The organism is Proteus vulgaris (genome assembly GCF_033708015.1).
Classification (GTDB): Bacteria; Pseudomonadota; Gammaproteobacteria; order Enterobacterales; family Enterobacteriaceae; genus Proteus.
The window spans coordinates 3,396,003-3,419,928 of the sequence record NZ_CP137920.1 but is presented as its reverse complement, the minus strand read 5'-3'; the positions used below and the strand labels follow the sequence as shown (position 1 = coordinate 3,419,928).

Annotated in this window: 20 protein-coding genes and 1 riboswitch; of the genes, 8 read left to right on the top strand and 12 right to left on the bottom strand. The window is 38.8% G+C overall.

The genetic code is table 11. From position 1 onward, the window contains the following. Nucleotides 1-211: 211 nt before the first annotated feature. The 3 genes from rpoD to rpsU form a co-directional block, all read right to left on the bottom strand. A complete protein-coding gene (rpoD, locus tag SB028_RS16095) occupies nt 212-2,068 on the bottom strand; it encodes an RNA polymerase sigma factor RpoD (protein WP_069369657.1) in 1,857 nt (618 codons plus the stop codon). Between the two features lie 186 nt (nt 2,069-2,254). Further along, nucleotides 2,255-4,003 (bottom strand): DNA primase, encoded by a 1,749-nt coding sequence (gene dnaG, locus SB028_RS16090; protein ID WP_069369800.1) that lies wholly within the window; start codon nt 4,001-4,003, stop codon nt 2,255-2,257. A gap of 112 nt (nt 4,004-4,115) precedes the next feature. Further along, nucleotides 4,116-4,331 (bottom strand): 30S ribosomal protein S21, encoded by a 216-nt coding sequence (gene rpsU, locus SB028_RS16085; protein ID WP_001144069.1) that lies wholly within the window; start codon nt 4,329-4,331, stop codon nt 4,116-4,118. Nucleotides 4,332-4,673: 342 nt separating this feature from the next. Between rpsU and tsaD the strand changes: the two genes are divergently transcribed. Beyond that, nucleotides 4,674-5,693, top strand: a complete 1,020-nt coding sequence (gene tsaD, locus SB028_RS16080) for a tRNA (adenosine(37)-N6)-threonylcarbamoyltransferase complex transferase subunit TsaD (RefSeq protein WP_069369656.1) — start codon at nt 4,674-4,676, stop codon at nt 5,691-5,693. Between the two features lie 80 nt (nt 5,694-5,773). Here tsaD and SB028_RS16075 read toward each other — a convergent pair whose 3' ends face one another. The 5 genes from SB028_RS16075 to plsY form a co-directional block, all read right to left on the bottom strand. Beyond that, entirely contained in the window at nt 5,774-7,186 is a 1,413-nt protein-coding gene (locus SB028_RS16075; RefSeq protein WP_069369655.1) for a 3-deoxy-7-phosphoheptulonate synthase class II, read from the bottom strand. Between the two features lie 59 nt (nt 7,187-7,245). Then, nucleotides 7,246-7,644, bottom strand: a complete 399-nt coding sequence (locus tag SB028_RS16070; RefSeq protein ID WP_069369654.1) for a cupin domain-containing protein — start codon at nt 7,642-7,644, stop codon at nt 7,246-7,248. A 74-nt stretch (nt 7,645-7,718) separates the two neighbouring features. After that, a complete protein-coding gene (locus SB028_RS16065; RefSeq protein ID WP_069369653.1) occupies nt 7,719-8,243 on the bottom strand; it encodes a prephenate dehydratase domain-containing protein in 525 nt (174 codons plus the stop codon). Between the two features lie 15 nt (nt 8,244-8,258). Beyond that, nucleotides 8,259-8,957 carry an RraA family protein gene (locus SB028_RS16060; RefSeq protein ID WP_069369652.1) on the bottom strand — a complete coding sequence of 233 codons (699 nt, stop codon included), beginning with the start codon at nt 8,955-8,957 and terminating at the stop codon, nt 8,259-8,261. Nucleotides 8,958-9,584: 627 nt separating this feature from the next. Beyond that, the gene (gene plsY, locus SB028_RS16055) at nt 9,585-10,241 is read right to left on the bottom strand and encodes a glycerol-3-phosphate 1-O-acyltransferase PlsY (RefSeq protein ID WP_023582777.1); all 657 of its coding nucleotides are present in this window, start codon (nt 10,239-10,241) and stop codon (nt 9,585-9,587) included. A gap of 104 nt (nt 10,242-10,345) precedes the next feature. Between plsY and folB the strand changes: the two genes are divergently transcribed. Beyond that, complete coding sequence (folB, locus tag SB028_RS16050; RefSeq protein ID WP_069369651.1) at nt 10,346-10,696, top strand: bifunctional dihydroneopterin aldolase/7,8-dihydroneopterin epimerase; 351 nt, start codon at nt 10,346-10,348, stop codon at nt 10,694-10,696. Here the strand turns inward: folB and SB028_RS16045 are convergent, their stop codons facing one another. Both SB028_RS16045 and SB028_RS16040 read right to left on the bottom strand, forming a co-directional pair. Then, entirely contained in the window at nt 10,697-11,935 is a 1,239-nt protein-coding gene (locus SB028_RS16045) for a multifunctional CCA addition/repair protein (protein WP_069369650.1), read from the bottom strand. 28 nt (nt 11,936-11,963) lie between these two features. Next, a complete protein-coding gene (locus SB028_RS16040) occupies nt 11,964-12,584 on the bottom strand; it encodes a TIGR04211 family SH3 domain-containing protein (RefSeq protein ID WP_069369649.1) in 621 nt (206 codons plus the stop codon). Between the two features lie 219 nt (nt 12,585-12,803). On the opposite strand from SB028_RS16040, the gene SB028_RS16035 reads away from it, so the two are divergent. From SB028_RS16035 to hldE, 3 genes are all read left to right on the top strand, one after another. Then, complete coding sequence (locus SB028_RS16035) at nt 12,804-13,727, top strand: inorganic triphosphatase (RefSeq protein WP_069369648.1); 924 nt, start codon at nt 12,804-12,806, stop codon at nt 13,725-13,727. 26 nt (nt 13,728-13,753) lie between these two features. After that, nucleotides 13,754-16,588 (top strand): bifunctional [glutamate--ammonia ligase]-adenylyl-L-tyrosine phosphorylase/[glutamate--ammonia-ligase] adenylyltransferase, encoded by a 2,835-nt coding sequence (glnE, locus tag SB028_RS16030; protein WP_069369647.1) that lies wholly within the window; start codon nt 13,754-13,756, stop codon nt 16,586-16,588. Between the two features lie 172 nt (nt 16,589-16,760). Then, on the top strand, nt 16,761-18,185 hold the full coding sequence (hldE, locus tag SB028_RS16025) for a bifunctional D-glycero-beta-D-manno-heptose-7-phosphate kinase/D-glycero-beta-D-manno-heptose 1-phosphate adenylyltransferase HldE (protein WP_069369646.1): 1,425 nt from the start codon (nt 16,761-16,763) through the stop codon (nt 18,183-18,185). A 94-nt stretch (nt 18,186-18,279) separates the two neighbouring features. Here hldE and SB028_RS16020 read toward each other — a convergent pair whose 3' ends face one another. After that, nucleotides 18,280-18,984: a GntR family transcriptional regulator gene (locus tag SB028_RS16020; protein ID WP_069369645.1), complete on the bottom strand. Its 705-nt coding sequence runs from the start codon at nt 18,982-18,984 to the stop codon at nt 18,280-18,282. 300 nt (nt 18,985-19,284) lie between these two features. Between SB028_RS16020 and SB028_RS16015 the strand changes: the two genes are divergently transcribed. Together SB028_RS16015 and SB028_RS16010 are read left to right on the top strand one after the other, a co-directional pair. Beyond that, nucleotides 19,285-20,913, top strand: a complete 1,629-nt coding sequence (locus SB028_RS16015) for an alpha-glucoside-specific PTS transporter subunit IIBC (protein ID WP_069369644.1) — start codon at nt 19,285-19,287, stop codon at nt 20,911-20,913. Continuing rightward, nucleotides 20,913-22,235 (top strand): 6-phospho-alpha-glucosidase, encoded by a 1,323-nt coding sequence (locus SB028_RS16010; RefSeq protein WP_069369643.1) that lies wholly within the window; start codon nt 20,913-20,915, stop codon nt 22,233-22,235. Before SB028_RS16015 ends, SB028_RS16010 begins: the two co-directional genes overlap by 1 nt. Nucleotides 22,236-22,333: 98 nt before the next feature. Here the strand turns inward: SB028_RS16010 and ubiK are convergent, their stop codons facing one another. After that, complete coding sequence (ubiK, locus tag SB028_RS16005; RefSeq protein ID WP_069369642.1) at nt 22,334-22,654, bottom strand: ubiquinone biosynthesis accessory factor UbiK; 321 nt, start codon at nt 22,652-22,654, stop codon at nt 22,334-22,336. A 202-nt stretch (nt 22,655-22,856) separates the two neighbouring features. Then, nucleotides 22,857-23,016, top strand: a riboswitch (FMN riboswitch). Nucleotides 23,017-23,140: 124 nt separating this feature from the next. On the opposite strand from ubiK, the gene ribB reads away from it, so the two are divergent. Next, nucleotides 23,141-23,794: a 3,4-dihydroxy-2-butanone-4-phosphate synthase gene (gene ribB / locus SB028_RS16000; protein ID WP_069369641.1), complete on the top strand. Its 654-nt coding sequence runs from the start codon at nt 23,141-23,143 to the stop codon at nt 23,792-23,794. Nucleotides 23,795-23,926: the final 132 nt, after the last annotated feature.

The window sequence follows — 23,926 nt, the reverse complement described above, 5'->3', positions numbered from 1 at the left end:
AACTGTGATATCAATAACATAGTTTAATGTTTGTATGGAGAAGCGGACGTACAGGTACAATAATATAAATAATAAGGCTATTTTTTATAAATAGGTGTAGATGAAATCTATCGTAGATTAAGTCGATTGCCGATACTGTATTGAAATTCCATAAAAAAACGCCTGTGATACCACAGGCGTTTAATATAACTTTTATTGAAAAGTAAGTTGATTACTCATCAAGGAAGCTACGTAACACTTCAGAACGGCTTGGGTGGCGTAATTTACGCAGTGCCTTCGCTTCAATCTGACGAATACGTTCACGGGTAACATCAAACTGTTTACCCACTTCTTCCAAGGTATGGTCGGTATTCATATCGATACCAAAACGCATACGCAGAACTTTCGCTTCACGTAATGTTAAACCCGCTAACACTTCGTGAGTTGCTGAACGTAAGCTTTCTGATGTTGCAGAATCGAGAGGTAATTCGAGCGTTGTATCCTCGATAAAATCACCTAAATGTGAATCTTCATCGTCACCGATTGGGGTTTCCATGGAGATTGGTTCTTTAGCAATTTTTAGTACCTTACGGATCTTGTCTTCAGGCATCAGCATGCGTTCTGCTAGCTCTTCTGGTGAAGGCTCACGTCCCATCTCTTGCAACATTTGACGAGAGATACGGTTCAGTTTATTAATCGTTTCGATCATGTGAACAGGGATACGAATTGTACGCGCCTGATCAGCGATTGAACGAGTAATGGCCTGACGGATCCACCATGTTGCATAAGTTGAGAACTTATAACCACGACGGTATTCAAATTTATCAACCGCTTTCATTAGACCGATATTCCCTTCCTGTATTAGGTCAAGGAACTGTAAGCCACGGTTGGTATATTTTTTCGCGATAGAGATAACGAGACGTAAGTTTGCTTCGACCATCTCTTTTTTCGCACGACGTGCTTTTGCTTCACCGATAGACATACGACGGTTAATATCTTTAACCTGTTCGATTGTCAGTCCAGTTTCAACTTCAATTTGTTGCAGTTTTTGTAGACTGCGTTGTACTTCTTCTTCAATACCTGCCAGCTTTTCAGACCAAGGTTTGTTCATTGCACGAGCAGCAGTGAACCATGTGTCATTGGTTTCGTTACCTGTAAACAGTGTAATGAAGTTTTTCTTTGGCATTTTAACTTGATCAACACAAAGACGCATGATGTGACGCTCTTGAGCACGGACTCTGTCCATCATCTCACGCATATTGTTAACCAAATAATCAAACTGTTTTGGTACTAAACGGAACTGTTTGAAAATTTCAGATAACAATAAGATTTCAAGCTCTGTATCTTTGTGGTTACGACCTTTCGCCTTAATTGTTTGGCGAGTTTTTTCGTATTGCTCACGAAGCTCGGTAAATTTCTGACGCGCTAATTCAGGATCGATGCTGTTATCATCATCGCTATCGCTGTCATTGTCGCCATCTTCATCTTCGTCTTCATCTTCGTCTTCAGCGCTGTTGTCAACTTCATCATCATCTTTGTCTAAGTTGACATCTTCACTTTCTGCCATTTCTTCGGCATTAGGGTCAATAAATGCAGTAATTAAGTCTGAAAGACGTGCTTCGCCAGCTTCAACGCGATCGTACTGTTCAAGAAGATAAGTAATTGCTTCAGGATATTCTGCAACAGAGCATTGAACTTGGTTAATACCATCTTCAATGCGTTTTGCGATATCAATTTCACCTTCCCGGGTGAGCAGTTCAACAGTACCCATTTCGCGCATATACATACGTACTGGGTCGGTTGTACGGCCAATCTCAGATTCTACACTAGAAAGTACCTGAGCGGCGGCTTCTGCAGCATCATCATCAGTATCATTTGAATTTTCTGCCAGCATCAGATCATCGGCGTCAGGTGCTTCTTCCATAACCTGAATGCCCATGTCGTTAATCATCTGGATGATGTCTTCGATTTGATCTGAATCGACGATATCTTCCGGCAGATGGTCATTGACCTCAGCATAGGTCAGGTAGCCTTGCTCCTTACCTTTAGTAACAAGTAGCTTCAGCTGTGACTGCGGGTTTTGCTCCATAAGACGGTATCCACACTTCAAAGTAATTTGGGTTGGTGTCGGTCGGCGATAACTGTTTAGCCAACAATAACTACGGAGGGGCATTTTCATTGTCGATTGCTACGATCCCCTCAGCGTAGCAAATGTAGGTTTTTAGTACCTACCGATAGCGGCAATTAAGCCGTGTTTTTAATCTTAATTCTGTGTTTACTTTTTAACGCGTGCCTGTATTATCAATTGGACTTCTTCGCGTTCATCTTGCGTCAGACCTTCTGTTCTCTCTTTCGCAATAAGCGCGTTTAAACGTTCGTCCATTGCAGTTAAAAAAAGATGATCTAACGTGTCTGTAAAGGTTTTCTCTGCGATCTCATCTATATCTATATCGTTCCACATTGCCAATTTTTCAAGCTGTTTACCGAATTTATTCTCTCGATAGAGTTCGATAATCTGTCCTGTATTCAGACCGGGTTGTGCTTGGCAAACAGAAACTAATTCAATAAAAAGTGATAGACCTGCAATTTTTTCTGTATTTAATCCCTCAAGAGGGGGCACTAATTTAGAGAATTCTGGATTTTGTATCAGCAGGGCAATCAATATACGCATTGGTGTTGTGCGCAATTTTGTCGGTTGATACGATAATTCGTGGTTAACCGGCGCTCTACCAAATAAACGATCCATCTGCTCAATATCGGGATTTCCCGTTAAGCTTCCAAGCTCTCTTAATAAATATAGACGTAAAGTTTCACTTGGGATCTTATCTATTAATGGTCTGGCTAAACTATATAGCTTCCCATTGCCTTCTTGAGTACTCAGATCCACTTGAGGAACGAGCGAATCAAATAAAAATTCTGATAATGAATGCGCTTGTTCCATACGTTTTTCAAAAGCCTCTTTACCTTCACGACGAACCAATGAATCGGGATCATCACCTTCGGGTAAAAACATAAAACGTAAAGAGCGGCCATCATTTAAAAAAGGAAGGGCGGTTTCTAATGCTCGCCATGCGGCATCACGTCCAGCTCTATCTCCATCATAGCAGCAAATAATGTTATCCGTTGTCCGAAAGAGCAACTGGATATGTTCTGCTGTGGTGGAGGTTCCTAATGAGGCAACGGCATAATCAATACCAAACTGCGCTAATGCCACAACATCCATATAACCTTCAACAACTAATAGCTTTGTGACGTTATTATTAGATTGTTGCGCTTCATAAAGTCCGTAAAGTTGACGTCCCTTATGGAATATCTCTGTTTCTGGGGAGTTTAAGTATTTAGGTAAATCATCACCTAAAACGCGTCCACCAAAGGCAATAACACGACCACGTCTATCTCGGATAGGAAACATGACTCGTTGGCGAAAACGATCATAAGTGCGACCATTATCGTTCGTTATTACCATACCCGCTTCAATAAGTAAGGCTTTATTATCGGCATTTTGACCAAAACGTTTTAGGACGTTATCCCAACCTGTTGGTACAAATCCAATAGAAAAGCGGGTAATAATATCTTCACTCAGCCCACGATGCGCAAGGTAGTTTCTTGCTTCCTGTGCATCAGGTTTATTAAGAGCACTACTATAATACTGATTCAATTTCTCCATCACTTGATAGAGATTTTGTCTTATATGTCGTTCAATAGGGCTACTGCCGGTTCCTGATTCATAAGGAACTTCTAACCCATGCATTGCTGCTAACTCTTCAATGGTTTCGACAAAATCGAGCCTGTCGTAATTCATCAAAAAATCAATAGCATTGCCATGCGCACCGCAACCAAAACAGTGGTAAAACTGTTTGTCGCTATTTACTGTGAAAGAGGGCGTTTTTTCATTATGAAACGGACAACACGCTGAATGATTTTTGCCTTGTTTTTTTAACGGCACGCGAGCGTCGATAAGATCGATGATATCGGTTCGAGCTAGCAAATCATTAATAAATGAACGTGGAATTCGTCCAGCCATAAGCCCTTTTACGCCTGTTGTTGAACGAGAATAAGCCGCGCTCTCAGAAGAAAGCACGGCCTTTAACTGCGACTACAGTGTCTGCATACGTTGCGGTATAAGCCGCAAAATATTAGTACAGACGAGTACGACGTGCGTTTTCGCGAGCTAATTTTTTAGCGTGACGTTTTACTGCTGATGCTTTAGCGCGTTTACGTTCAGTCGTTGGTTTTTCATAAAACTCACGACGACGAACTTCTGCTAATACGCCTGCTTTTTCACAAGAGCGTTTGAAACGACGAAGAGCAACGTCAAATGGCTCGTTTTCACGTACTTTGATTACCGGCATGTGCCTCTCACCTCAATAGAAATCGGTTTGCGCTGGCATTATTTTAGCCAGCCGACATTTAAAATGGTGCGGAATTTTACTTCAAAGCAGGGCACTTTGTAAAGAGATGCACAAAATTGAAACGCAAACTCTCACTTTTGTGTCTTTTTGGGGAGAACACGAAAAGCGAAAATCGCTAACCACACATTTAAATCATTTAAAATAGGTGGATAATTATAGAACAGAAAAAGGAATTTGTCACATGCTGGTATGTAAAAGATGTGTTGAAGGCGTATAAAATCATCGAAATAATGGTACAATTGATTTATTACGCGGGTCCGCGAAGAAGAATTTGGAAGCGTCATGCGAGTTTTAGGTATTGAAACATCTTGCGATGAAACCGGTATCGCAATTTACGATGATAAAGCCGGTCTATTAGCGAATCAACTTTATAGCCAAATTAAACTGCACGCTGATTATGGTGGTGTCGTTCCTGAGCTTGCTTCACGGGATCATATCCGTAAAACAGTACCGCTTATTCAAGCGGCACTAAAAGAAGCAAATCTTACGGCACAAGATATTGATGCGGTTGCTTATACCGCTGGCCCTGGTCTTGTTGGCGCGTTGCTTGTAGGCGCAACTATTGGACGTTCATTAGCTTTTGCGTGGGATGTTCCTGCGATCCCTGTTCACCATATGGAAGGCCATTTATTGGCACCTATGCTTGAAGAGAAAACACCTGAATTTCCATTTGTCGCACTTCTGGTTTCTGGTGGGCATACACAGTTAATTAGTGTGACGGGAATTGGCGAATACACCTTATTAGGTGAATCTATTGATGATGCTGCTGGTGAAGCTTTTGATAAAACGGCAAAATTGTTGGGATTAGATTACCCTGGCGGTCCAGTATTATCGAAAATGGCACAACAAGGTACAGAAGGTCGCTTTGTTTTTCCTCGTCCAATGACCGACAGACCTGGACTTGATTTTAGTTTCTCAGGTTTAAAAACTTTTGCGGCGAATACTATCCGTCAAAATGATGATTCAGACCAAACTCGCGCGGATATTGCTCGTGCATTTGAAGATGCGGTTGTTGATACGCTGGCGATAAAATGTCGTAGAGCGTTAGAACAAACTGGTTTTAAACGTTTAGTGATGGCGGGAGGTGTCAGTGCTAACCGTACATTGCGTGCAAAAATGGAAACCGTAATGAAACAATTAGACGGTGAAGTTTTTTATGCGCGCCCTGAATTGTGTACTGATAATGGTGCAATGATTGCACTAGCAGGCATGATCCGCTTTAAAGGCGGTACTGAAGGCCCGTTAAGTGTGACAGTAAGACCACGTTGGCCTTTAGCGGAATTACCTGCATTAACACGTTAATCGTAATAAGCTAAAAATAATTCAAAGATGGAGCGCTTTGGTATGTTATCAAAGCGCTTTTTTATCTCATTATTTTAGAGTTAGCTATAAGACATTGTTGTCCAGTGTTGTCCTACAAGAAAAGCAAGTTCTAATGATTGTGTTCGATTAAGTCGAGGATCACATAACGTTTGGTACCCATGACTTAAGTCTGTAGGATTAATTTGTTGTAATCCACCTGTGCATTCCGTGACTTCCTGTCCTGTCATTTCTAAATGTATTCCTCCTGCCTGAATCCCCATATCATGAAGAATATGAATAAAAGCACGAGTTTCTGAGGCAATATCAGGAAAATGGCGAGTCTTGATACCTGCGCTTGTAGACTGTGTATTGCCATGCATAGGATCAATAAGCCAGATAACAGAACGATGATGATGTTGTATGGCTTTAACCAATTCAGGTAGATGAGAATGAATGGCATCTTTTCCCATTCGTACAATTAAAATGATTTTACCTACTTCATTTTCAGGATTTAGCCTATCAATAAGCGAAATAAGTTTTTCGCCTGACATTCTTGAACTACATTTTATACCAATAGGATTTTCTATCCCGCGAAGATATTCAATATGAGCGTGATCAATATCGGTTGTTCTTTCTCCAACCCAAACCATGTGCGCTGAGCAGTTATACCATTTATTATCTTCAGAATCTTGGCGGCTCATTGCCTCTTCATAATGTAAAAGTAATGCTTCATGGCTGATATAATAGGAGGAAGTATCGGGACATTTATTGATAATATATTGCTGAGAATGATAGAGTTGCTCCAATAAATTAGAATAGTGAGCTGGCTCTGTTGAACCTGGGTAGGTTTTAATCTCTAGTGCGTTTTTATGCCTCGCATATTGAGTACAATTCATTGCTCGTAACAAATTTAATGTGACCGCAGAATGATGATAAGCCGTGATCATTCTTAAGGGTTCAGGCTCTCTGCTTTTGGTTGAGAAATCTAAACCATTAATGATTTCACCGCGATAGCTGGGTAAGGTTAAGCCGTTTTGTGTTTCAAAAGGCTGGCTACGAGGCTTGGCATATTGACCCGCGATACGTGCCAACTTTATCACAGGTAATCCGGTTGATTGCTCTATCAATGCAGACATTTGTGCCAAGGTAAAGGTTAAATCTCGAATAATAGTTGATTGGCAATTATCAAAAGATTCTGCGCAATCCCCCCCCTGAAGGAGAAAAGCTTCTCCTTTCGCTACTAGTTTTAATAAATTTTTAAATTCTCTTATTTCTGATGCTAGAACTAACGGTGGACTGTTTTTTAATTTTTCTTGGCAATAAGTCAGTGCATGAATATCGGGATATTCTGGTAGTTGTTTGGACGGTAATGCCTTCCACGATGAAGGTCGCCATGATAATGGAACCACATTATTTAATAGCTTATTGTTAGCGAATTGGTGTGCTTTATCATTACGTCCAGTCAAAACATCAATATCATAAGTGCTAAGCATTGCGAGTACTCCTATAACTAACGAGAAAAGATAAGCGAGGATTAAGCCTCGCTACACGCTTATTCTTGTGGTTGAGAGGTCTCTAAATAGGTTTTGATAATGCCATTTTGTCTTGCGACATAGTCTTCTCTTACTGGGGTATACACATCAATAACTTCAGAAGGCTCTAGTGCAATAGCGTGATGAATCGCCCAAGAGGGAATAATAAAAGAGTCACCTGCATGTAAATATACGATGCGATCATTAACAGTGAGTTTGAGTGAACCCTTTAATATTGTTGTTGCAGTCTCATGCTCGTGTTTATGCTCAGGGATAACGGCATTAGGTTTAAATGTCCAAAATGCAATTGTAAAATCAGTTCCATGAATAAACTTAGCTTGGATTTTACTTTCTTCACCTTCATTTCTATTCAAATCCATATCGTAAGAGATCATTTCATTAGATAAATATAAACTCATATTGATAGCCTCATTATTAAATAAACAAGTTAATAATTAATTTAAATATAAATTTTTTATAATAAAAAACTGAATTAAATTAATTTAGAATGAATTGAAAACCCCATAGGAATAGGGCCAAAATCAGAGAGAATGTTTAAATGGTGTTTTTCAGCTGCGTTTAAAGTTGTAATACAACCATCAACATTACCTAAACTACATTGGAGAGCTGCTTCACTATTTGAATTAAATAATAACTTCTCTATATTATCGAGTTCTTTTATTTTTTTAAATAGATCTTTAGGCGCAGGGTGAGAGCCTAATTTTTTTATCTCATTAATATTATTAAATCGACTGGCAAATAACATATTATGGGTGTCCATAACAAAGCAATCGGTTAATTTGATAAATGAAAGATTGCTAAAAACGATATTATGTAAATAGGGATAAACAATACAACCTAACAAAACACTATTTGAACTGTTATCCATTTCTTTCACTGCTGTTTCTAGCGTAGGGTGAAGAATAATATTACCTTGTCGATTATTTTTATTTAACCAGTAGTGTGCAGCCTTTTCACAGTTTGTTCCAGAAGGCCCTAATGTATGAATATTTATCATTTTATGATGCCTCAATTATATACGACCAGTTGTGTTAATTAGCTCAGGTAAGCGTTCCCCTTGCTTGATTTTTTTTATCATACTGCTTTCAATGCGATGAATTTTTTTTGCTTTTTGTAGTACGCTCTCAATGAGATCTAGAGGAATAATTACGGTGCCATTAGGATCTGAAACGACGAGATCGCCACTATAAATCGTTGAATATTCAATTGTGCAATGAGTTCCGGTCTCACTCACAAGGTAGGCTCCTTGTGTATCTGTGGGAGTAAGATTAGTGGCAATAACGGGTATTGTTAAATCCATCAGTTCATTTTTATCGCGTACAGCTCCTCCGAGAATAACGGCTTCAAATCCGAGCTTCTCAAAATAAGTACAACTCATTCCACCCGCAAGAGCCGCCTCTGTAATTAATTCATAGCCGCCGGCAATATAGATTAATCCTTTGGCCTCTGTTAATTCAGGAACGAGAAAAGGGCTTACTTGCTCCCAAGTTGAGGGCTGTTTTTCTAAGATAGATTTCTGTTTTCTTATTAATTTCCATTGAACGGTATAAGCCTGAGCAACAGAATAAAAATCCTCTTTATTAATAATTTTTAATTGGCTGTTTAAAACCGTTGTTTTTCCTAACCCATCAAGAATATCAACGAGTGTTGATGTGCTTAATTTCATTTTTTTTATTGAATCAATAATACTTTTATCTATTTTTGCAAGCATGGGTAGCTCCAACAAAATGAATATTGAAATGATTTTTGTTTTTTTGATGCCTATTAATTAATAGGCATAAGTTGATAGATATTCAAGTAATTTATTTTTAATAAACTCGAGGTTGATATAATCTAATAGTTGTATTTTGTATTTAATTTTATGATTTCTATAATGTTTTCTTATGATTTTTAATGAACGATATTAATTAAGATTAATTATTTTTTTTAATTAACTTATATAATTAATTCTATTTTAATAAAAATGATATATTTATTTTAGGTAATATTATTATGAATATTATTTAATTGACTATTAATTGCAATTTAAACTAGAGATGATTAGTTCAATTTGTTTTGAAGAGAAAAAACACCTATTAATTGAATAGGTGCTTTTTTATTCTGACTGATCCGTTTTAAATAAGATGGATATTTTTCCAATCTACAATTGGAGAATGTAATAAAACGAGTAAGTCAACGCGATAATTCCCTTGACTTTAAATTGGGCGTTGTTGACCAAATAAAGAAATGATCTTACTTATCATTAAACCATAAAACGCTCGATGAGATTTATCGAGCGTTTTATACCTAAAAGTTGCCAACCTATATCAGAGCTAGTTGAGCTTTGGGGTAAAGGCGATTAATCTTCTTTTTCTTGCTCTTTCGCTTCTTGAATGATCTCTTTTTCTGTTTTTTCGGTTTTTTTCTTCAATTTATGCCAGATACGACTTTCTTGGCCACGCCATAAACGTTGAATATTGTCATGATGACGGTAAAGTACAAGGCATGATAATAACGCGACGGGATAAGTGAATTCTGGTTTAAACCACCAGACGTAAAAAGGGGCAAGCAGTGCGCTGATAATCGCACCAAGCGATGAATAGCCACTCAGTAAGACGGTGAGTAACCACGTTCCTGCGATAAGACCACTTAAATCCCAGCCAATGGCAGCAATAGCACCAAATGCAGTGGCGACGCCTTTTCCGCCTTTAAAGTGGAAAAAAACAGGGTAAATATGCCCAAGGCATGCCGCGATTGCCACAATACCGAGGTAAAAAGGAGGCACATTTAAGTAGTAGGCGAGCCAAACAGGGATCATCCCTTTTAGGACGTCACAGATAAGTACTGCCGCTGCGGCCGCTTTTCCACCAATACGTAGGACGTTGGTCGCTCCGGGATTGCCAGAGCCAAATTTTCTTGGATCAGGTAGTCTTGCCAGTCGGCAAATCAATATCGCGCTGGAGATTGAGCCGCACAAGTAGGCGAAGATGATCATTCCAAGTGCGTTAGCACTCATTTGTATTCTCCAATGTTGATGTAAGTTCGTTAGGCATGTATGGATAATACGCATATTTCATCGGAAGTGGTATCCGATGAGCAGAAAAAATAAGAGATGACGTGATGGATATCGTATTTATTGAACAATTATCAGTAATAACCACAATCGGTGTTTATGATTGGGAAAAAACCATAAAACAAAAATTAGTGTTCGATATCGAAATGGAATGGGATAACAAACGCGCGTCCCAAACTGATGATGTAATTTATTGTTTGGATTATGCGAGTGTGAGCAATGCAATTATTGATTATGTTGAGACTCGACGTTTTGAATTAGTGGAACGTGTTGCTGAAGAAGTAGCACAGCTATTGATAACTCAATTTGCTGTGCCTAGAGTAAAAATTAAATTAGCTAAACCTGGCGCTGTTGCACAAGCTACCAATGTAGGTGTGATCATTGAGCGTAAAGCGTAATTAGTGTCGATCCTGATTAAGTCGCGATTTCCATTTGATAATCGCGACTTCTCGTTGCTTGGTTAGCGCATCTCGTATTGCACTTCCTTTTAATCCACTTTCAATAATTGGCTTAATATCCACATTATTTGCAATTGCGAAGGCTTGGCAAAAAAACGTGCGTTGTGGATAAACGAGATTTTCTGCTCCTTGACGTCCTCTTGCATCAGCTTCACTCACCATGGCTAATTGTTCAACGCGTTCAGGTTTTCGCCATGCATCAATAGCATCAAATAGGCGGATTATCTTAGAAGGACGCATTCTATCAATACGATGGATATGATCATGAAACCTTGCTGCTAGGCGCGCTAAATCACGAATATGATTAGGAATGCGATAACGTTGGCATAAAGCTTCAACTAAAGGGACACCTGCTGGACCATGTCCGTGGTGATGAGGCCAATTTTCAGGCGGTGTTAACCCTTTACCCAGATCATGACATAAGGCACTAAAGCGTACTGTAATATCATCGGTTAATTGGCTGGCGATATTAAGTACTAGTAGGGTGTGAATGCCGGTATCGATTTCTGGGTGCCATTTTTCAGGAGCAGGTACACCAAATAAAGCATCAATTTCAGGGAAAAGAACGCGTAAAGCACCACATTGACGTAAAACATCAAAATAGATTTGAGGCGCAGAGCTTTCAAGGGCTTTTTCAGTCTCTTTCCAGACGCGTTCAGCAGTCAGTGTATTTAACTCACCACTTTGTACCATCGTCTTCATTAATTGCAGTGTTTCTGATGCAATATTAAATCCTAAAGGTGCAAACCGTGCAGCAAAACGTGCAACTCGTAAAACTCTTAAAGGATCTTCAGAAAAGGCCTCAGAAACATGGCGAAGCTGTCTCGCATTGATGTCATCTATGCCATGATAAGGATCGACATATTCACCATTAGCAGAATAAGCAATGGCATTAATCGTGAGATCGCGACGTGCAAGATCGTCTTCTAATGTGACATCAGGCGCGGCATAACAAGTGAATCCCGTGTAACCTGATCCTGATTTTCGTTCCGTACGTGCAAGTGCATATTCTTCATGTGTATCAGGATGAAGAAAAACGGGAAAATCTTTACCTACTTGTTGATAGCCTTGTTGCAACAGCATTTGAGGTGTTGCACCTACAACGACCCAATCTCTGTCTTTTACTGGGATCTGTAAAAGTTGGTCACGCACTGCGCCACCAACAAGATATATTTTCACGGGATCTCTGTTCCTTTGGTCGAGGATATTAGTTCATCCAACGATCATTACGTTTACGACGACGCGGAATAATATGTGGAAGGATCAGACCAAAGATAAGACCTGCGCCAGCAACACCGCCACCATACATAAACCACTGTAAGATGATATCGCGTTGTCTGTCATCTAATTGTTGATTCGCAAAATCGAGTTTTTTCTCTGCGACAGCGAGCTTTGTTCTCATTTGTTCATTTTCTTTTTTCAAGCCATTGATGATGTCATCACTGTTTGAAACTTTATTTTGCATATCGATAGTACGTTGGTTCCAGCTCTGGTCGATATTTGCCAGTTTATCGCGTAGTGTTTGGATCTCTTTTTCCATAGCAGGAATGCGAGTTCGCATACTGGGTTGGGTGCTGAGTTGGTTTTCTGGTAACCAAACAGTACGATCTTTATCGTCTTTAACCTGTACATAACCCGTTGCGGCGTTACGCGAAAGTACAGTAACGGTTGAGCCCGAATTTAAAGAGCCAACAATTCGATACTGATTTCCTGGTCCACTATGTACATAAGTGGATAATTCATCGGAAACATAACGAGTTTCTGCGTGTGAGCTCAGAGAAATGCCTAAGCCAAGTAAGGAAAGAAAAAGTAAGGGTAATTTTCGCATTATGTTTTCAACTTTTTTATCTATACAAGAGAATATTTTTACTGATACTAAAGAGTAAAGTTTGCGTAAGCAAATAGTAAACCAGAATGAGAACACTCTTAACTGGTAGAATATAGGGATAATCTGCCTTTTATTCATCATTGTTATTAGGCTATCACTTGCAAAATGAAAATGCGTCAAATATTTTACTAATCAATTGATTTACTTAAGGGAAATAGAATGAGCCAATTAGAAACCGAACTCAAAATGAGTGCCATACCTGCCGCTATTCCTCACATTATTCAGCGCATTCTGATTTTACCTCATCAGCACGTTGCACCCAAAAAGCTGACTAATCTTTACTTTGAGACGACAGATAATCAAATTCGTCGTTGGGATATGGGGCTGCGTATTCGTGGTGTTGATGATCATTATGAAATGACAATTAAAACAGCGGGTAAAGGCGTTGCAGGTTTGCATCAACGTCCAGAATATAACGTGGAATTAGAACAACCTAAATTGGATTTAGCTCGCTTTCCAGCAGAAATCTGGCCTGAAAATACCGATCTTACTCTATTAGAAACACAACTTGAGGTGTTGTTTAATACGGATTTTTATCGCGAAACCTGGCTGGTGGATTTTCAAGATAGCCAAATTGAAGTGGTATTAGATAAAGGGACTATTCGCACTCATCAATATGAGTTGCCGATAGAGGAATTTGAATTAGAACTTAAAAAAGGTCATGTATCAGATGTTATTGCATTAGCGACTTATTTGGGGGAAAAGGGCGGATTGCGTCTTGCGTCTCGCAGCAAAGCGGCTCGTGGTTATTATTTAGCTAACAATAAACCTGCTTTATCGTTAAGTGTGGTAAATCTTTCTCCCAGTGATACCGTCGCTCAGCAGCTCACAAAATGGTTAAGTGCAATACAAGCTTTAGAAGAAGCGATTTTTGCTAACCCAACACCACCGACAATAACCATGCCAGCAATATTGGCGTTATTTTCAGATTGGTGTAAAAAACAGTCAGATTTGCCTGAATCTATGCAACAATCACTCAGAGCTCTTTCGCCGCTAACATTTACAACAGCAACCGATTATTACCATGTTTTATGGTTGCACTTTAAGTTATCTTCTATGGCGTGGTTACTGTCTATTGCTTAATTTCCTGACAACTTGAGAGTCTATTTATGTCTGTTATCGGTATATTTCAACAATTGTGGAATAAAGCACAATGTGGGTTCTCTTCTCAATTAAATGCGCTCGCGCCTTTTAGTGGATCTGAACAACAGTTTTTTGCTTTTAGCCCTTTTGCAACAGAGCATTTACGTGCTAATCCTCAATGGTTGATTGATATCAGGCAAAATCCACCGACCCATATGGAATGGCAAAGTTATGAATCTCAATTAACGGCAAAATTAGCTAATATTGATAATGAAGATGAAGTGATGCGGATCTTACGCCAATTTCGTCATCAACAATTAGTGCGTATTGCATGGCTACAATTTTTTCAATTAGGTGATATTCCTTGTGTGCTAAAACATTTGAGTGTATTAGCTGAAACATTAATTTGTGTTGCGAGAGATACGCTTTATCGGCAATGTTGCCAACAATGGGGAACACCTTGTGACAATGCGGGAAAACCTCAGCCATTACTGATTTTAGGAATGGGAAAGCTAGGTGGGTTTGAACTTAATTTTTCGTCTGATATCGACTTAATTTTTGCCTACCCTGAAAATGGATTTACACAGGGAGGACGCCGAGAGCTAGATAATGCACAGTTTTTTACTCGCTTAGGTCAAAAGCTTATTAAGGCTCTGGATCAGCATACTATTGATGGTTTTGTCTATCGTGTTGATATGCGATTACGCCCTTTTGGAGAAAGTGGACCTTTGGTCATGAGCTTTGCCGCACTAGAAGATTATTATCAAGAGCAGGGGCGTGATTGGGAACGCTATGCGATGATCAAAGCGCGGGTTTTAGGTGCAGAGAAGAAAGCGTATTGTCAAGTTTTACGACAAATGTTGCGTCCCTTTGTTTATCGTCGTTATATTGATTTTAGTGTTATTCAATCACTTAGAAATATGAAGTCCATGATAAGTCGTGAAGTTCGTCGTCGTGGCATGATTGATAATATAAAATTAGGCTCTGGTGGTATTCGTGAAATCGAATTTATTACCCAGGTTTTCCAGCTAATCCGTGGGGGAAGAGAGCCTGAGTTACAAAGTAATTCATTATTAACTGTGCTTAATGTTATCACCAAACTTGAGCTGTTAACGTCACAAGAAACTGCCCAACTGACCGAAAGTTATCTTTTCCTTCGACGATTAGAAAACTTACTGCAATCTATTGGCGATCAACAAACCCAAACCTTACCTGAAAGTGAAGAAGATAAAGCACGGTTAACTTTTGCAATGGGATTTGATGATTGGGAAACACTTTATCAAGAAATTAATCACAAGATGCAGGCTGTTTCCACGATTTTTACGCAATTAATTGGTGAAGAAGATGAAAATGATGATGAAGATGATATCTCTGAATTTAAGCGTCTTTGGCTACTAGGTCGCTTGCCTGAAACGTCGTCATTATTTCATGAAACATTAACCATCGAAGCGCTTGGCGCGATAAATCAAACGTTGCAGCATTTTCGCCAAGATATTGGCAAGCGAACAATTGGGCCGAGAGGACGCGATGTTCTTGATGCCTTAATGCCAAAACTATTAGCTAAAATTTGTCAGCAACCTCAAACCCTTGTGATACTGCAACGTGTAACGCCTTTGTTATTAAGTATTGTGAGTCGCACAACGTATTTAGAGTTGATGCAAGAGTCGGACGAAGTTTTAACGCATGTTATACGACTCTGTGCGGCATCTCCGATGATCGCTGAGCAATTAGCGCTTCACCCTTTATTATTAGATGAATTACTTGATCCCAGTTCTCTTTATCAACCCCTGCCTTTAGATGCGTATCGTGATGAATTACGTCAATATTTATTACGTGTACCAGAAGAAGACGAAGAACAACGATTAGAAGCATTACGCCAGTTTAAGCAAGCCCAATTGCTACGTATCGCTGCTGAAGATATTACTGGGGTATTGCCGGTTATGAAGGTTAGCGATCACTTAACCTATTTAGCTGAAGCGATTATTCATGCTGTTGTTCATCAAGCTTGGTCATATATGGTAAAACGTTATGGTGAACCTGAACATTTAGCCCATCGTGATGGGCTGGGTTTTGCGGTGATTGGATACGGTAAATTGGGAGGATGGGAATTAGGGTATAGCTCTGATTTGGACTTGGTTTTTTTATTAGATTGTCCAATAAATACGGTAACAACAGGGAAAAAACAGATTGATGCCCGCCAGTTTTATCTGCGTTTAGCACAGCGTATTATCCATTTGTTTAGTACCAGAACATCTTCTGGTGTGTTGTATGAAGTGGATGCTCGTTTACGTCCTTCGGGTGAATCGGGTATGTTGGTGAGTACTATTCAAGCTTTTGATGAATATCAGAAAAATGAAGCGTGGACTTGGGAACATCAAGCTTTAATTCGCGCTAGAATGATTTATGGTGATGATAAATTACAACAGATGTTTTCACGTATTCGTCATGAAACGTTATGTCTTTCTCGTGATGCTGATGTGTTACAAAATGAAGTGCGCGATATGCGTAAAAAAATGATGCAACATCTTGCGCCAACACAAGTGGACAAGTTTGATTTAAAAACCTCATCTGGTGGTATTACCGATATTGAATTTATCGCACAATATTTAGTATTGCGCTTTTCTCATCAATATCCGGCTTTAACTCGTTGGTCTGATAATGTGCGTATTTTTGAGTTAATGGCAAAACATCAAGTGATGGATGAGGACGAAGCTCTCGCTTTGACACATGCTTATGTCACATTGCGTAATGAATTACATCACCTGGCGTTACAAGCATTACCTGCCATTGTGGATAATCACTGTTTTATCGCAGAGCGAGAGTGTGTATTAAAAAGTAAACGAAAGTGGCTTGGTGAATAAGCGTAAAGGTTTGTTGGCATGAAGTCTTATCAGGTGTGCCGTAAAACCACGTCCTTTAGCCCATAAAGTTGGACTGTTCATTAGGGCGGGGAGGATGCCAAGTGTCTCTCTTTTTATCTAACAAGTTATGGTATTATTTCGGCTTATTTTGAAAATAAATGTGGAGTATGGGATGAAAGTAACGCTGCCGGATTTTAATAAGGCCAATGTGTTGGTTGTCGGTGACGTCATGTTAGACCGCTATTGGTATGGCCCAACAAGCCGAATTTCACCAGAAGCCCCAGTGCCGGTGGTTAAAGTCGATACTACAGAAGAGCGACCAGGTGGTGCAGCAAACGTTGCAATGAATATTGCGTCTCTTGGTGCTCATTCGCGTTTAGTGGGTTTAACGGGTATTGATGAAGCTGCAAAAGCATTGAGCAATACATTAAATCAGGTCAATGTGCGTTGTGATTTTGTCTCTGTTGCGACACACCCAACAATCACAAAATTACGTGTTCTTTCTCGTAATCAGCAATTAATCCGTCTTGATTTTGAAGAAGGATTTAACAATGTTGATCCTCAACCTATTTATGAACGTATTCAGCAAGCATTACCTTCTATTGGCGCATTGGTTTTATCAGATTATGCCAAAGGGGCGCTTTCTCATGTTCAAGAGATGATCCAACTGGCGAAAAAAGCGGGTGTCCCTGTATTAATCGATCCTAAGGGATCAGATTTTGAACGTTATCGCGGTGCGACGCTATTAACGCCCAATATGTCAGAGTTTGAACAGGTGGTTGGTGTTTGTAAAACGGATGATGAGCTAGTAGAAAAAGGGACTCAATTAGTTCGAGATTTGGATCTTGAAGCATTGCTTATCACTCGCTCAGAGCGTGGAATGAGTTTACTTCGTGCGAATGAGGCACCATTGCATTTACCGACCCAAGCACAAGAAGTTTATGATGTTACCGGGGCGGGTGACACAGTCATCGGTGTATTAGCAACCTCACTAGCTGCTGGCAAACCTTTAGGTGAAGCCTGTTTCCTTGCTAACGCAGCTGCTGGTGTTGTTGTCGGTAAATTAGGAACATCAACCGTGTCACCTATTGAGCTTGAAAATGCGATCCGTGGTCGTTCTGACAATGGGTTTGGCATGATGGATGAAGAACAATTAAAACAAGCCGTTGAATTAGCGCGTCAGCGTGGTGAGCGTATTGTTATGACGAATGGTTGTTTTGATATTCTTCATGCTGGGCATGTTAGCTATTTAGCCAATGCACGCAAATTAGGTGATCGCCTTATTGTTGCTGTAAATAGTGATGCCTCTACTAAGCGCTTAAAAGGCGAAAGTCGTCCCGTTAACCCATTAGAACAGCGTATGACAGTCTTAGGGGCTTTAGGTGCAGTCGATTGGGTTGTTGCCTTTGAAGAAGATACACCACAGCGCTTAATTGCCTCTGTATTACCCGATATCTTAGTTAAAGGGGGTGATTATAAACCTGAAGATATCGCGGGTAGCAAAGAAGTTTGGGCGGCTGGTGGCGAAGTAAAAGTGCTGAATTTTGAAGATGGTATTTCTACAACAAATATCATTAACGCAATTAAAAAGAAATAGTTAAACGCTTTTAGTCCGTTCTCAAAAGCACTCTTTGGAGTGCTTTTTCTATGCTGATTAATCAATAATCTTTAATATTATTTATTATCAATAATTATTGTTCTCGTTTTAAATGATACTCAACAATATAATCTTGGGTATTTCTATACATTATTGAATAGTTAATATAATCACCATGGATGCTGTATGATAATGTACTGAGTCTTAATATCGGAATATTATTTTCTATTTTTAATAATTGACAAATATTGTTATCTGGCATAATAGGATGAAATGTCTCATAACTTCCTGCTATTTTTATTTGGCAAATATTTTCAATAAAATCAAATTTAGAACCTTCTAAATGAGTTAATGTTAAATTACTAAAATATTTAACAGGCATATAACTATCTTCAACAATAAGCGGTTTATTATCAACGTAACGTATTCGCCTTGAATAAAAAATACGTTCATTTGAATTAATTCGTAATTTACTCGCGATAGATAAAGGACAGGGAATAACACTAAATTCTATTACTTCACTTCTTACATTATGACCTGTATTTGCCATTAATTCGACAAAACCTTTTAAGCTTGCATTTTCATGATGAACGTCTTTCTCTTTAATATAAGTCCCTGAGCCTTGTTTTCGTTCTAATAAACCAGCGATAACCAGTAAGTCTATTGCTTTACGGATAGTCATCCTTGATACACAGTATTGCTCTGCTAATATTTTTTCGGCAGGTAATGTGTCACCAATTTGATATCCTGCCGAATTTATTTGAATTCTTAGGCTTTTTGCAATGTCTTTATAGATCACTTTTATACCTCTTTTTATTCTAAAAAACGGCTTTCAATATTTATAATTTATGAGTCTAATCTTTTGAAATATAGAAAAATGATTTATAAGTCGAAAATGTGAACGTTATCATAAAATAAAAAGTGATCTACTTTTTTATAAAAATGTAGATCATTTTGCTTAAAAGATAATATGAATTAGATCACGAATAACTCATTTCGAGTGAGAGAATAAAGAGAAAAGAATCTAATCTGCATTTACAGAATAAAAACAAATTAAATAGCATGTCGTCCCAGTAGCAGTAAATAAGAGGATATTTTTATGCTCAGTCAAATACAACGATTTGGTGGAGCCATGTTTACGCCTGTCCTGCTATTTCCTTTTGCAGGTATTGTTGTAGGCATTGCAATTCTATTACAAAACCCATTATTTATTAGTGAAGATTTATTAAGACCCGATAGTTTATTTTCTCAAATTGTTCATATTATTGAAGAGGGCGGTTGGACTGTTTTCCGTAATATGCCTCTTATTTTTGCAATTGGTTTACCAATAGGTTTAGCCAAAACAGCACAAGCAAGAGCTTGTCTTGCCGTTATGGTAAGTTTTCTCACTTGGAATTATTTTATTAATGCAATGGGGATTGTTTGGGGCAGTTATTTTGGTGTGGACTTTACAAGCGAAATCGGCGGAAATAGCGGCCTTACAATGATTGCTGGTATCAAAACATTAGATACCAGTATTATCGGTGCGATTATTATTGCTGGTATTGTAACAGGTATACATAATCGTTATTTCGATAAACAGCTTCCTGTATTTCTAGGTATATTCCAAGGAACATCTTATGTTGTATTAATTAGTTTTTTTGTGATGTTACCTTTAGCGTGGATAACGTTATTTTTCTGGCCTAAAGTACAAATTGGCATTCAATCTTTGCAAGTGTTTATGGTTGAATCAGGCTCTTTAGGGGTTTGGATATATACCTTTCTTGAACGTATTTTAATTCCTACTGGTTTACATCATTTTATTTATGGACCTTTTATTTTTGGCCCAGCAGTTACTGAACATGGCATTCAAGTTGATTGGGCGCAAAATATGCAATATTTCAGTCAAAGCACCCAATCTTTAAAAGAATTATTTCCTGAAGGTGGTTTTGCGTTACATGGTAATAGCAAAGTCTTTGGCTCTATTGGTATAGCACTTGCTCTTTATTTCACTGCAGCACCTAAAAATAGAGCCAAAATTGCAGGTTTACTAATACCTTCTGTATTGACCGCTGTATTTGTAGGAATAACAGAGCCTTTAGAATTCACATTCTTATTTATCTCACCACTATTGTTTGCAATTCATGCCGTGTTAGCCGCCACATTAGCAACGACGCTTTATCATTTTGGGGTTGTTGGAAATATGGGCGGGGGGATCATTGACAATTTTCTTCCTATGAATTGGATCCCTATGTTTCACAACCATTACGGAATGATTATCACGCAAATTGTCATCGGCCTTATTTTTACAATGATTTGGTTTGTGGTGTTTAGAACATTAATTATCAAACTTAATTTAAAAACACCAGGTCGTGAAGACAATGACGAAGAGATAAAGCTTTATAGCAAACAAGATTATAAAAATAAAAAGTCACAAGTTTCAAATAGTTCAAAAACGGAAAAAGAGGACCATAAGCTTGTACTTCCTAAAGGCATTCTCAAAGGCTTAGGGGGAAGTGGAAATATCAAATCCTTAAATAACTGTGCAACACGTTTACGTATTGAAGTGATAGATAACGAAATAGTTGAAACAGATGCCTATTTTAAAGGGCTCGGTGTACATGGTGTGGTGCGTAAAGGTCATGCATTACAAATTATTATCGGGCTACACGTTTCTCAAGTGAGAGACAAGATTGAACAACTTATGAAAGAAGATACACAAAATATCACCTTGTCGGAGGCTATATAATGAAGAAGTTCTCAGTCGTAATTGCAGGTGGCGGTAGTACATTTACACCCGGTATTATTTTGATGCTACTGGAAAATTTAAAACGTTTTCCATTAAGAGCCATCAAATTTTATGACAATGATGCCGAGCGGCAAGAAACTATTGCTAAAGCTTGTGAAATCATTCTTACTGAAAAAGCACCTGAAATTGAGTTTTGCTATACCACAGATCCTAAAACTGCTTTTACAGATGTTGATTTTGTTATGGCACATATCCGTGTTGGTAAATATCCAATGCGTGAAAAAGATGAAAAAATTCCTTTACGCCATGGTGTATTAGGGCAAGAAACTTGTGGGCCTGGTGGTATTGCTTATGGTATGCGTTCTATTGGTGGCGTATTAGAATTGGTTGACTATATGGAAAAATATTCACCAAATGCATGGATGCTAAATTATTCTAATCCAGCAGCCATTGTCGCTGAAGCCACTCGTCGTTTAAAACCTAATGCGAAGATCTTAAATATTTGTGATATGCCAATTGGCATTGAATCACGTATGGCGCAAATTGCAGGATTAAAATCACGCAAAGAGATGCGGGTTCGTTACTACGGTTTAAATCACTTTGGCTGGTGGACTCAGGTTGAAGATTTGCAGGGCAATGATTTACTGCCTGTTATTCGTAAACATGTTGCCGAACATGGATACATTCCCAAAGTAGCAGGTGAGCCTGTTGAAGCTAGTTGGAATGATACATTCGGTAAAGCAAAAGATGTGTGGGCGTTAGATCCATCAACAATGCCAAATACTTACTTGAAATACTATTTATTCCCAGATTATGTCGTTGAGCATTCAGATCCTCATCATACTCGTGCAAATGAAGTGATGGAGCACAGAGAAAAGAATGTATTTAGCGCTTGTCGTGCTATCACAAGTGCGGGTAAATCATCAGCAGGACATCTCGAGATAGATGAACATGCTTCTTACATTGTGGATCTGGCAACAGCGATTGCGTTTAATACTCAAGAAAGAATGTTACTGATCGTTCCTAATAACGGTTCAATTATTAACTTTGATCCAGAAGCGATGGTTGAGATCCCTTGTATTGTTGGAAGTCATGGGCCAGAGCCTTTAGTCATGGGTAAAATTCCATTATTCCAAAAAGGGATGATGAGCCAGCAAGTTGCAGTTGAAAAATTAGTGGTAGAAGCGTGGATTGAAAAATCATATTTAAAACTTTGGCAGGCGATTACGATGTCTAAAACGGTACCTAGTGCGACGGTTGCAAAAGCGATTTTAGATGATTTAATTGAAGCGAATAAAGACTATTGGCCAGAATTAAAATAGTTGTCAATGGATGTATTCAGTCTTAAAAAATAACCCTGTATCTTTATGAGGTACAGGGTTTTTACTTTATCGATTAAATAAGCAATAAAGTGGATGGATTAAGCTTTATTTTCTGCGGGAGTTTCTACCACAATTTCAACTTCTTCAATTTGAGCCACTTCAGCTTGAGGTTTCGCCTGCAGACCCGCTTCTAGTTCATTTAAACGTTGTTCTAAACGATTAAGTTTTTCACGAGTACGTAATAAGACTTGAGTTTGTACATCAAACTCTTCGCGATTGACTAAATCCAATTTGTTTAATTGGGATTGCAGAACAGTGCGGATTTTTTTATCAATATCATCACCAAAATCTTTAATGCCTTGTGGTAGAACATTTTGGATTTGGCGTGCGACTTGTTCAAGTTTTTTTGGGTCCAACATGGAAAGTCCTCACAAATAAAATAGAAAGCTGAGGCTAAGTGTAATATGAGGACAGAGGGAATAAAACCAGATATCAAGATTATTGTTACTTTTTTATTATAAATAGTTAAATAACCGTATGTCGTAAAATGATTATGTGATGAAACAAAGATTGTCACCGATTGATTATTGCCTCTTATAATTTTAAAGCGTATAGTTTCCCCGTTAATCTCAGGGCGGGGTGAAAGTCCCCACCGGCGGTAGATACCTGAATACTTAGGTAAAGCCCGCGAGCGCTTTGTGTTGCCATAGTCACGCAAAGGTCAGCAGATCCAGTGTAATTCTGGAGCCGACAGTTAAAGTCTGGATGGGAGAGAATAAAATAGCATCAGTAGGATCATTGTATCCGTTCCTGTTGTTTCTGCTTGTGTATTTATTAAGCAGAGATCCACTCCTAAGACTGCCCTGGTTCTGGTAACTTTCATTAATTATTGAGGTTTTTTTACCATGAATCAGACGCTACTTTCCGAATTCGGTAATCCATTTGAACGTGTTGAACTTGCTCTAGAAGCCCTTCGTGCGGGTAAAGGCGTGATGGTGCTCGACGACGAGAACCGTGAAAATGAAGGCGATATGGTTTTTGTCGCAGAAACAATGACCACAGAACAAATGGCGATGTCTATTCGCCATGGTAGTGGTATTGTATGTTTATGTATTACAGAAGAACGTCGTCAGCAACTTGATTTACCTATGATGGTGGAAAATAACACCAGTCATTTTCATACGGCGTTTACAGTAACCATTGAAGCTGCACAAGGTGTTACAACGGGTGTTTCAGCATCTGATCGTTTAACCACAGTACGTGCGGCGGCAGCTGAGAATGCAAAACCAAGTGATTTAAATCGCCCAGGTCACGTATTTCCATTACGAGGACAACCGGGTGGTGTGTTAACGCGCGGTGGACACACTGAAGCGTCGATTGATTTAGCAACATTAGCTGGTTTTAAACCTGTTGCCGTGTTATGCGAATTAACCAATGACGATGGCACAATGGCAAGAGCACCAGAAGTGATTACTTTTGCTAAAAAGCACAATATGCCAGTGTTAACTATTGAAGATTTAGTGGCTTATCGTCTTCGTGAGGAGAAAAAAGCTGGCTGAAATTAACATGTTATAAACGACACTGAAAACACACACACACTTATCTCAAGCCATTTAAGGAAACTTAGGTGGCTTTTTTCATATTTTTTGAATAACTATTTCATACTTCTTTGACTATATTTCAAGTAAGAA

What these genes read in the sequence shown, in the direction of transcription:
- SB028_RS16075 (WP_069369655.1), bottom strand. Translation starts at nt 7,186, where the DNA reads ATGCTTAGCACTTATGATATTGATGTTTTGACTGGACGTAATGATAAA.
- SB028_RS16065 (WP_069369653.1), bottom strand. Translation starts at nt 8,243, where the DNA reads ATGATAAATATTCATACATTAGGGCCTTCTGGAACAAACTGTGAAAAG.
- rpsU (WP_001144069.1), bottom strand. Translation starts at nt 4,331, where the DNA reads ATGCCGGTAATCAAAGTACGTGAAAACGAGCCATTTGACGTTGCTCTT.
- ribB (WP_069369641.1), top strand. Translation starts at nt 23,141, where the DNA reads ATGAATCAGACGCTACTTTCCGAATTCGGTAATCCATTTGAACGTGTT.
- dnaG (WP_069369800.1), bottom strand. Translation starts at nt 4,003, where the DNA reads ATGGCTGGACGAATTCCACGTTCATTTATTAATGATTTGCTAGCTCGA.
- SB028_RS16035 (WP_069369648.1), top strand. Translation starts at nt 12,804, where the DNA reads ATGAGCCAATTAGAAACCGAACTCAAAATGAGTGCCATACCTGCCGCT.
- rpoD (WP_069369657.1), bottom strand. Translation starts at nt 2,068, where the DNA reads ATGGAGCAAAACCCGCAGTCACAGCTGAAGCTACTTGTTACTAAAGGT.
- hldE (WP_069369646.1), top strand. Translation starts at nt 16,761, where the DNA reads ATGAAAGTAACGCTGCCGGATTTTAATAAGGCCAATGTGTTGGTTGTC.
- folB (WP_069369651.1), top strand. Translation starts at nt 10,346, where the DNA reads ATGGATATCGTATTTATTGAACAATTATCAGTAATAACCACAATCGGT.
- ubiK (WP_069369642.1), bottom strand. Translation starts at nt 22,654, where the DNA reads ATGTTGGACCCAAAAAAACTTGAACAAGTCGCACGCCAAATCCAAAAT.
- plsY (WP_023582777.1), bottom strand. Translation starts at nt 10,241, where the DNA reads ATGAGTGCTAACGCACTTGGAATGATCATCTTCGCCTACTTGTGCGGC.
- SB028_RS16070 (WP_069369654.1), bottom strand. Translation starts at nt 7,644, where the DNA reads ATGAGTTTATATTTATCTAATGAAATGATCTCTTACGATATGGATTTG.
- SB028_RS16060 (WP_069369652.1), bottom strand. Translation starts at nt 8,957, where the DNA reads ATGCTTGCAAAAATAGATAAAAGTATTATTGATTCAATAAAAAAAATG.
- SB028_RS16040 (WP_069369649.1), bottom strand. Translation starts at nt 12,584, where the DNA reads ATGCGAAAATTACCCTTACTTTTTCTTTCCTTACTTGGCTTAGGCATT.
- tsaD (WP_069369656.1), top strand. Translation starts at nt 4,674, where the DNA reads ATGCGAGTTTTAGGTATTGAAACATCTTGCGATGAAACCGGTATCGCA.
- SB028_RS16010 (WP_069369643.1), top strand. Translation starts at nt 20,913, where the DNA reads ATGAAGAAGTTCTCAGTCGTAATTGCAGGTGGCGGTAGTACATTTACA.
- glnE (WP_069369647.1), top strand. Translation starts at nt 13,754, where the DNA reads ATGTCTGTTATCGGTATATTTCAACAATTGTGGAATAAAGCACAATGT.
- SB028_RS16015 (WP_069369644.1), top strand. Translation starts at nt 19,285, where the DNA reads ATGCTCAGTCAAATACAACGATTTGGTGGAGCCATGTTTACGCCTGTC.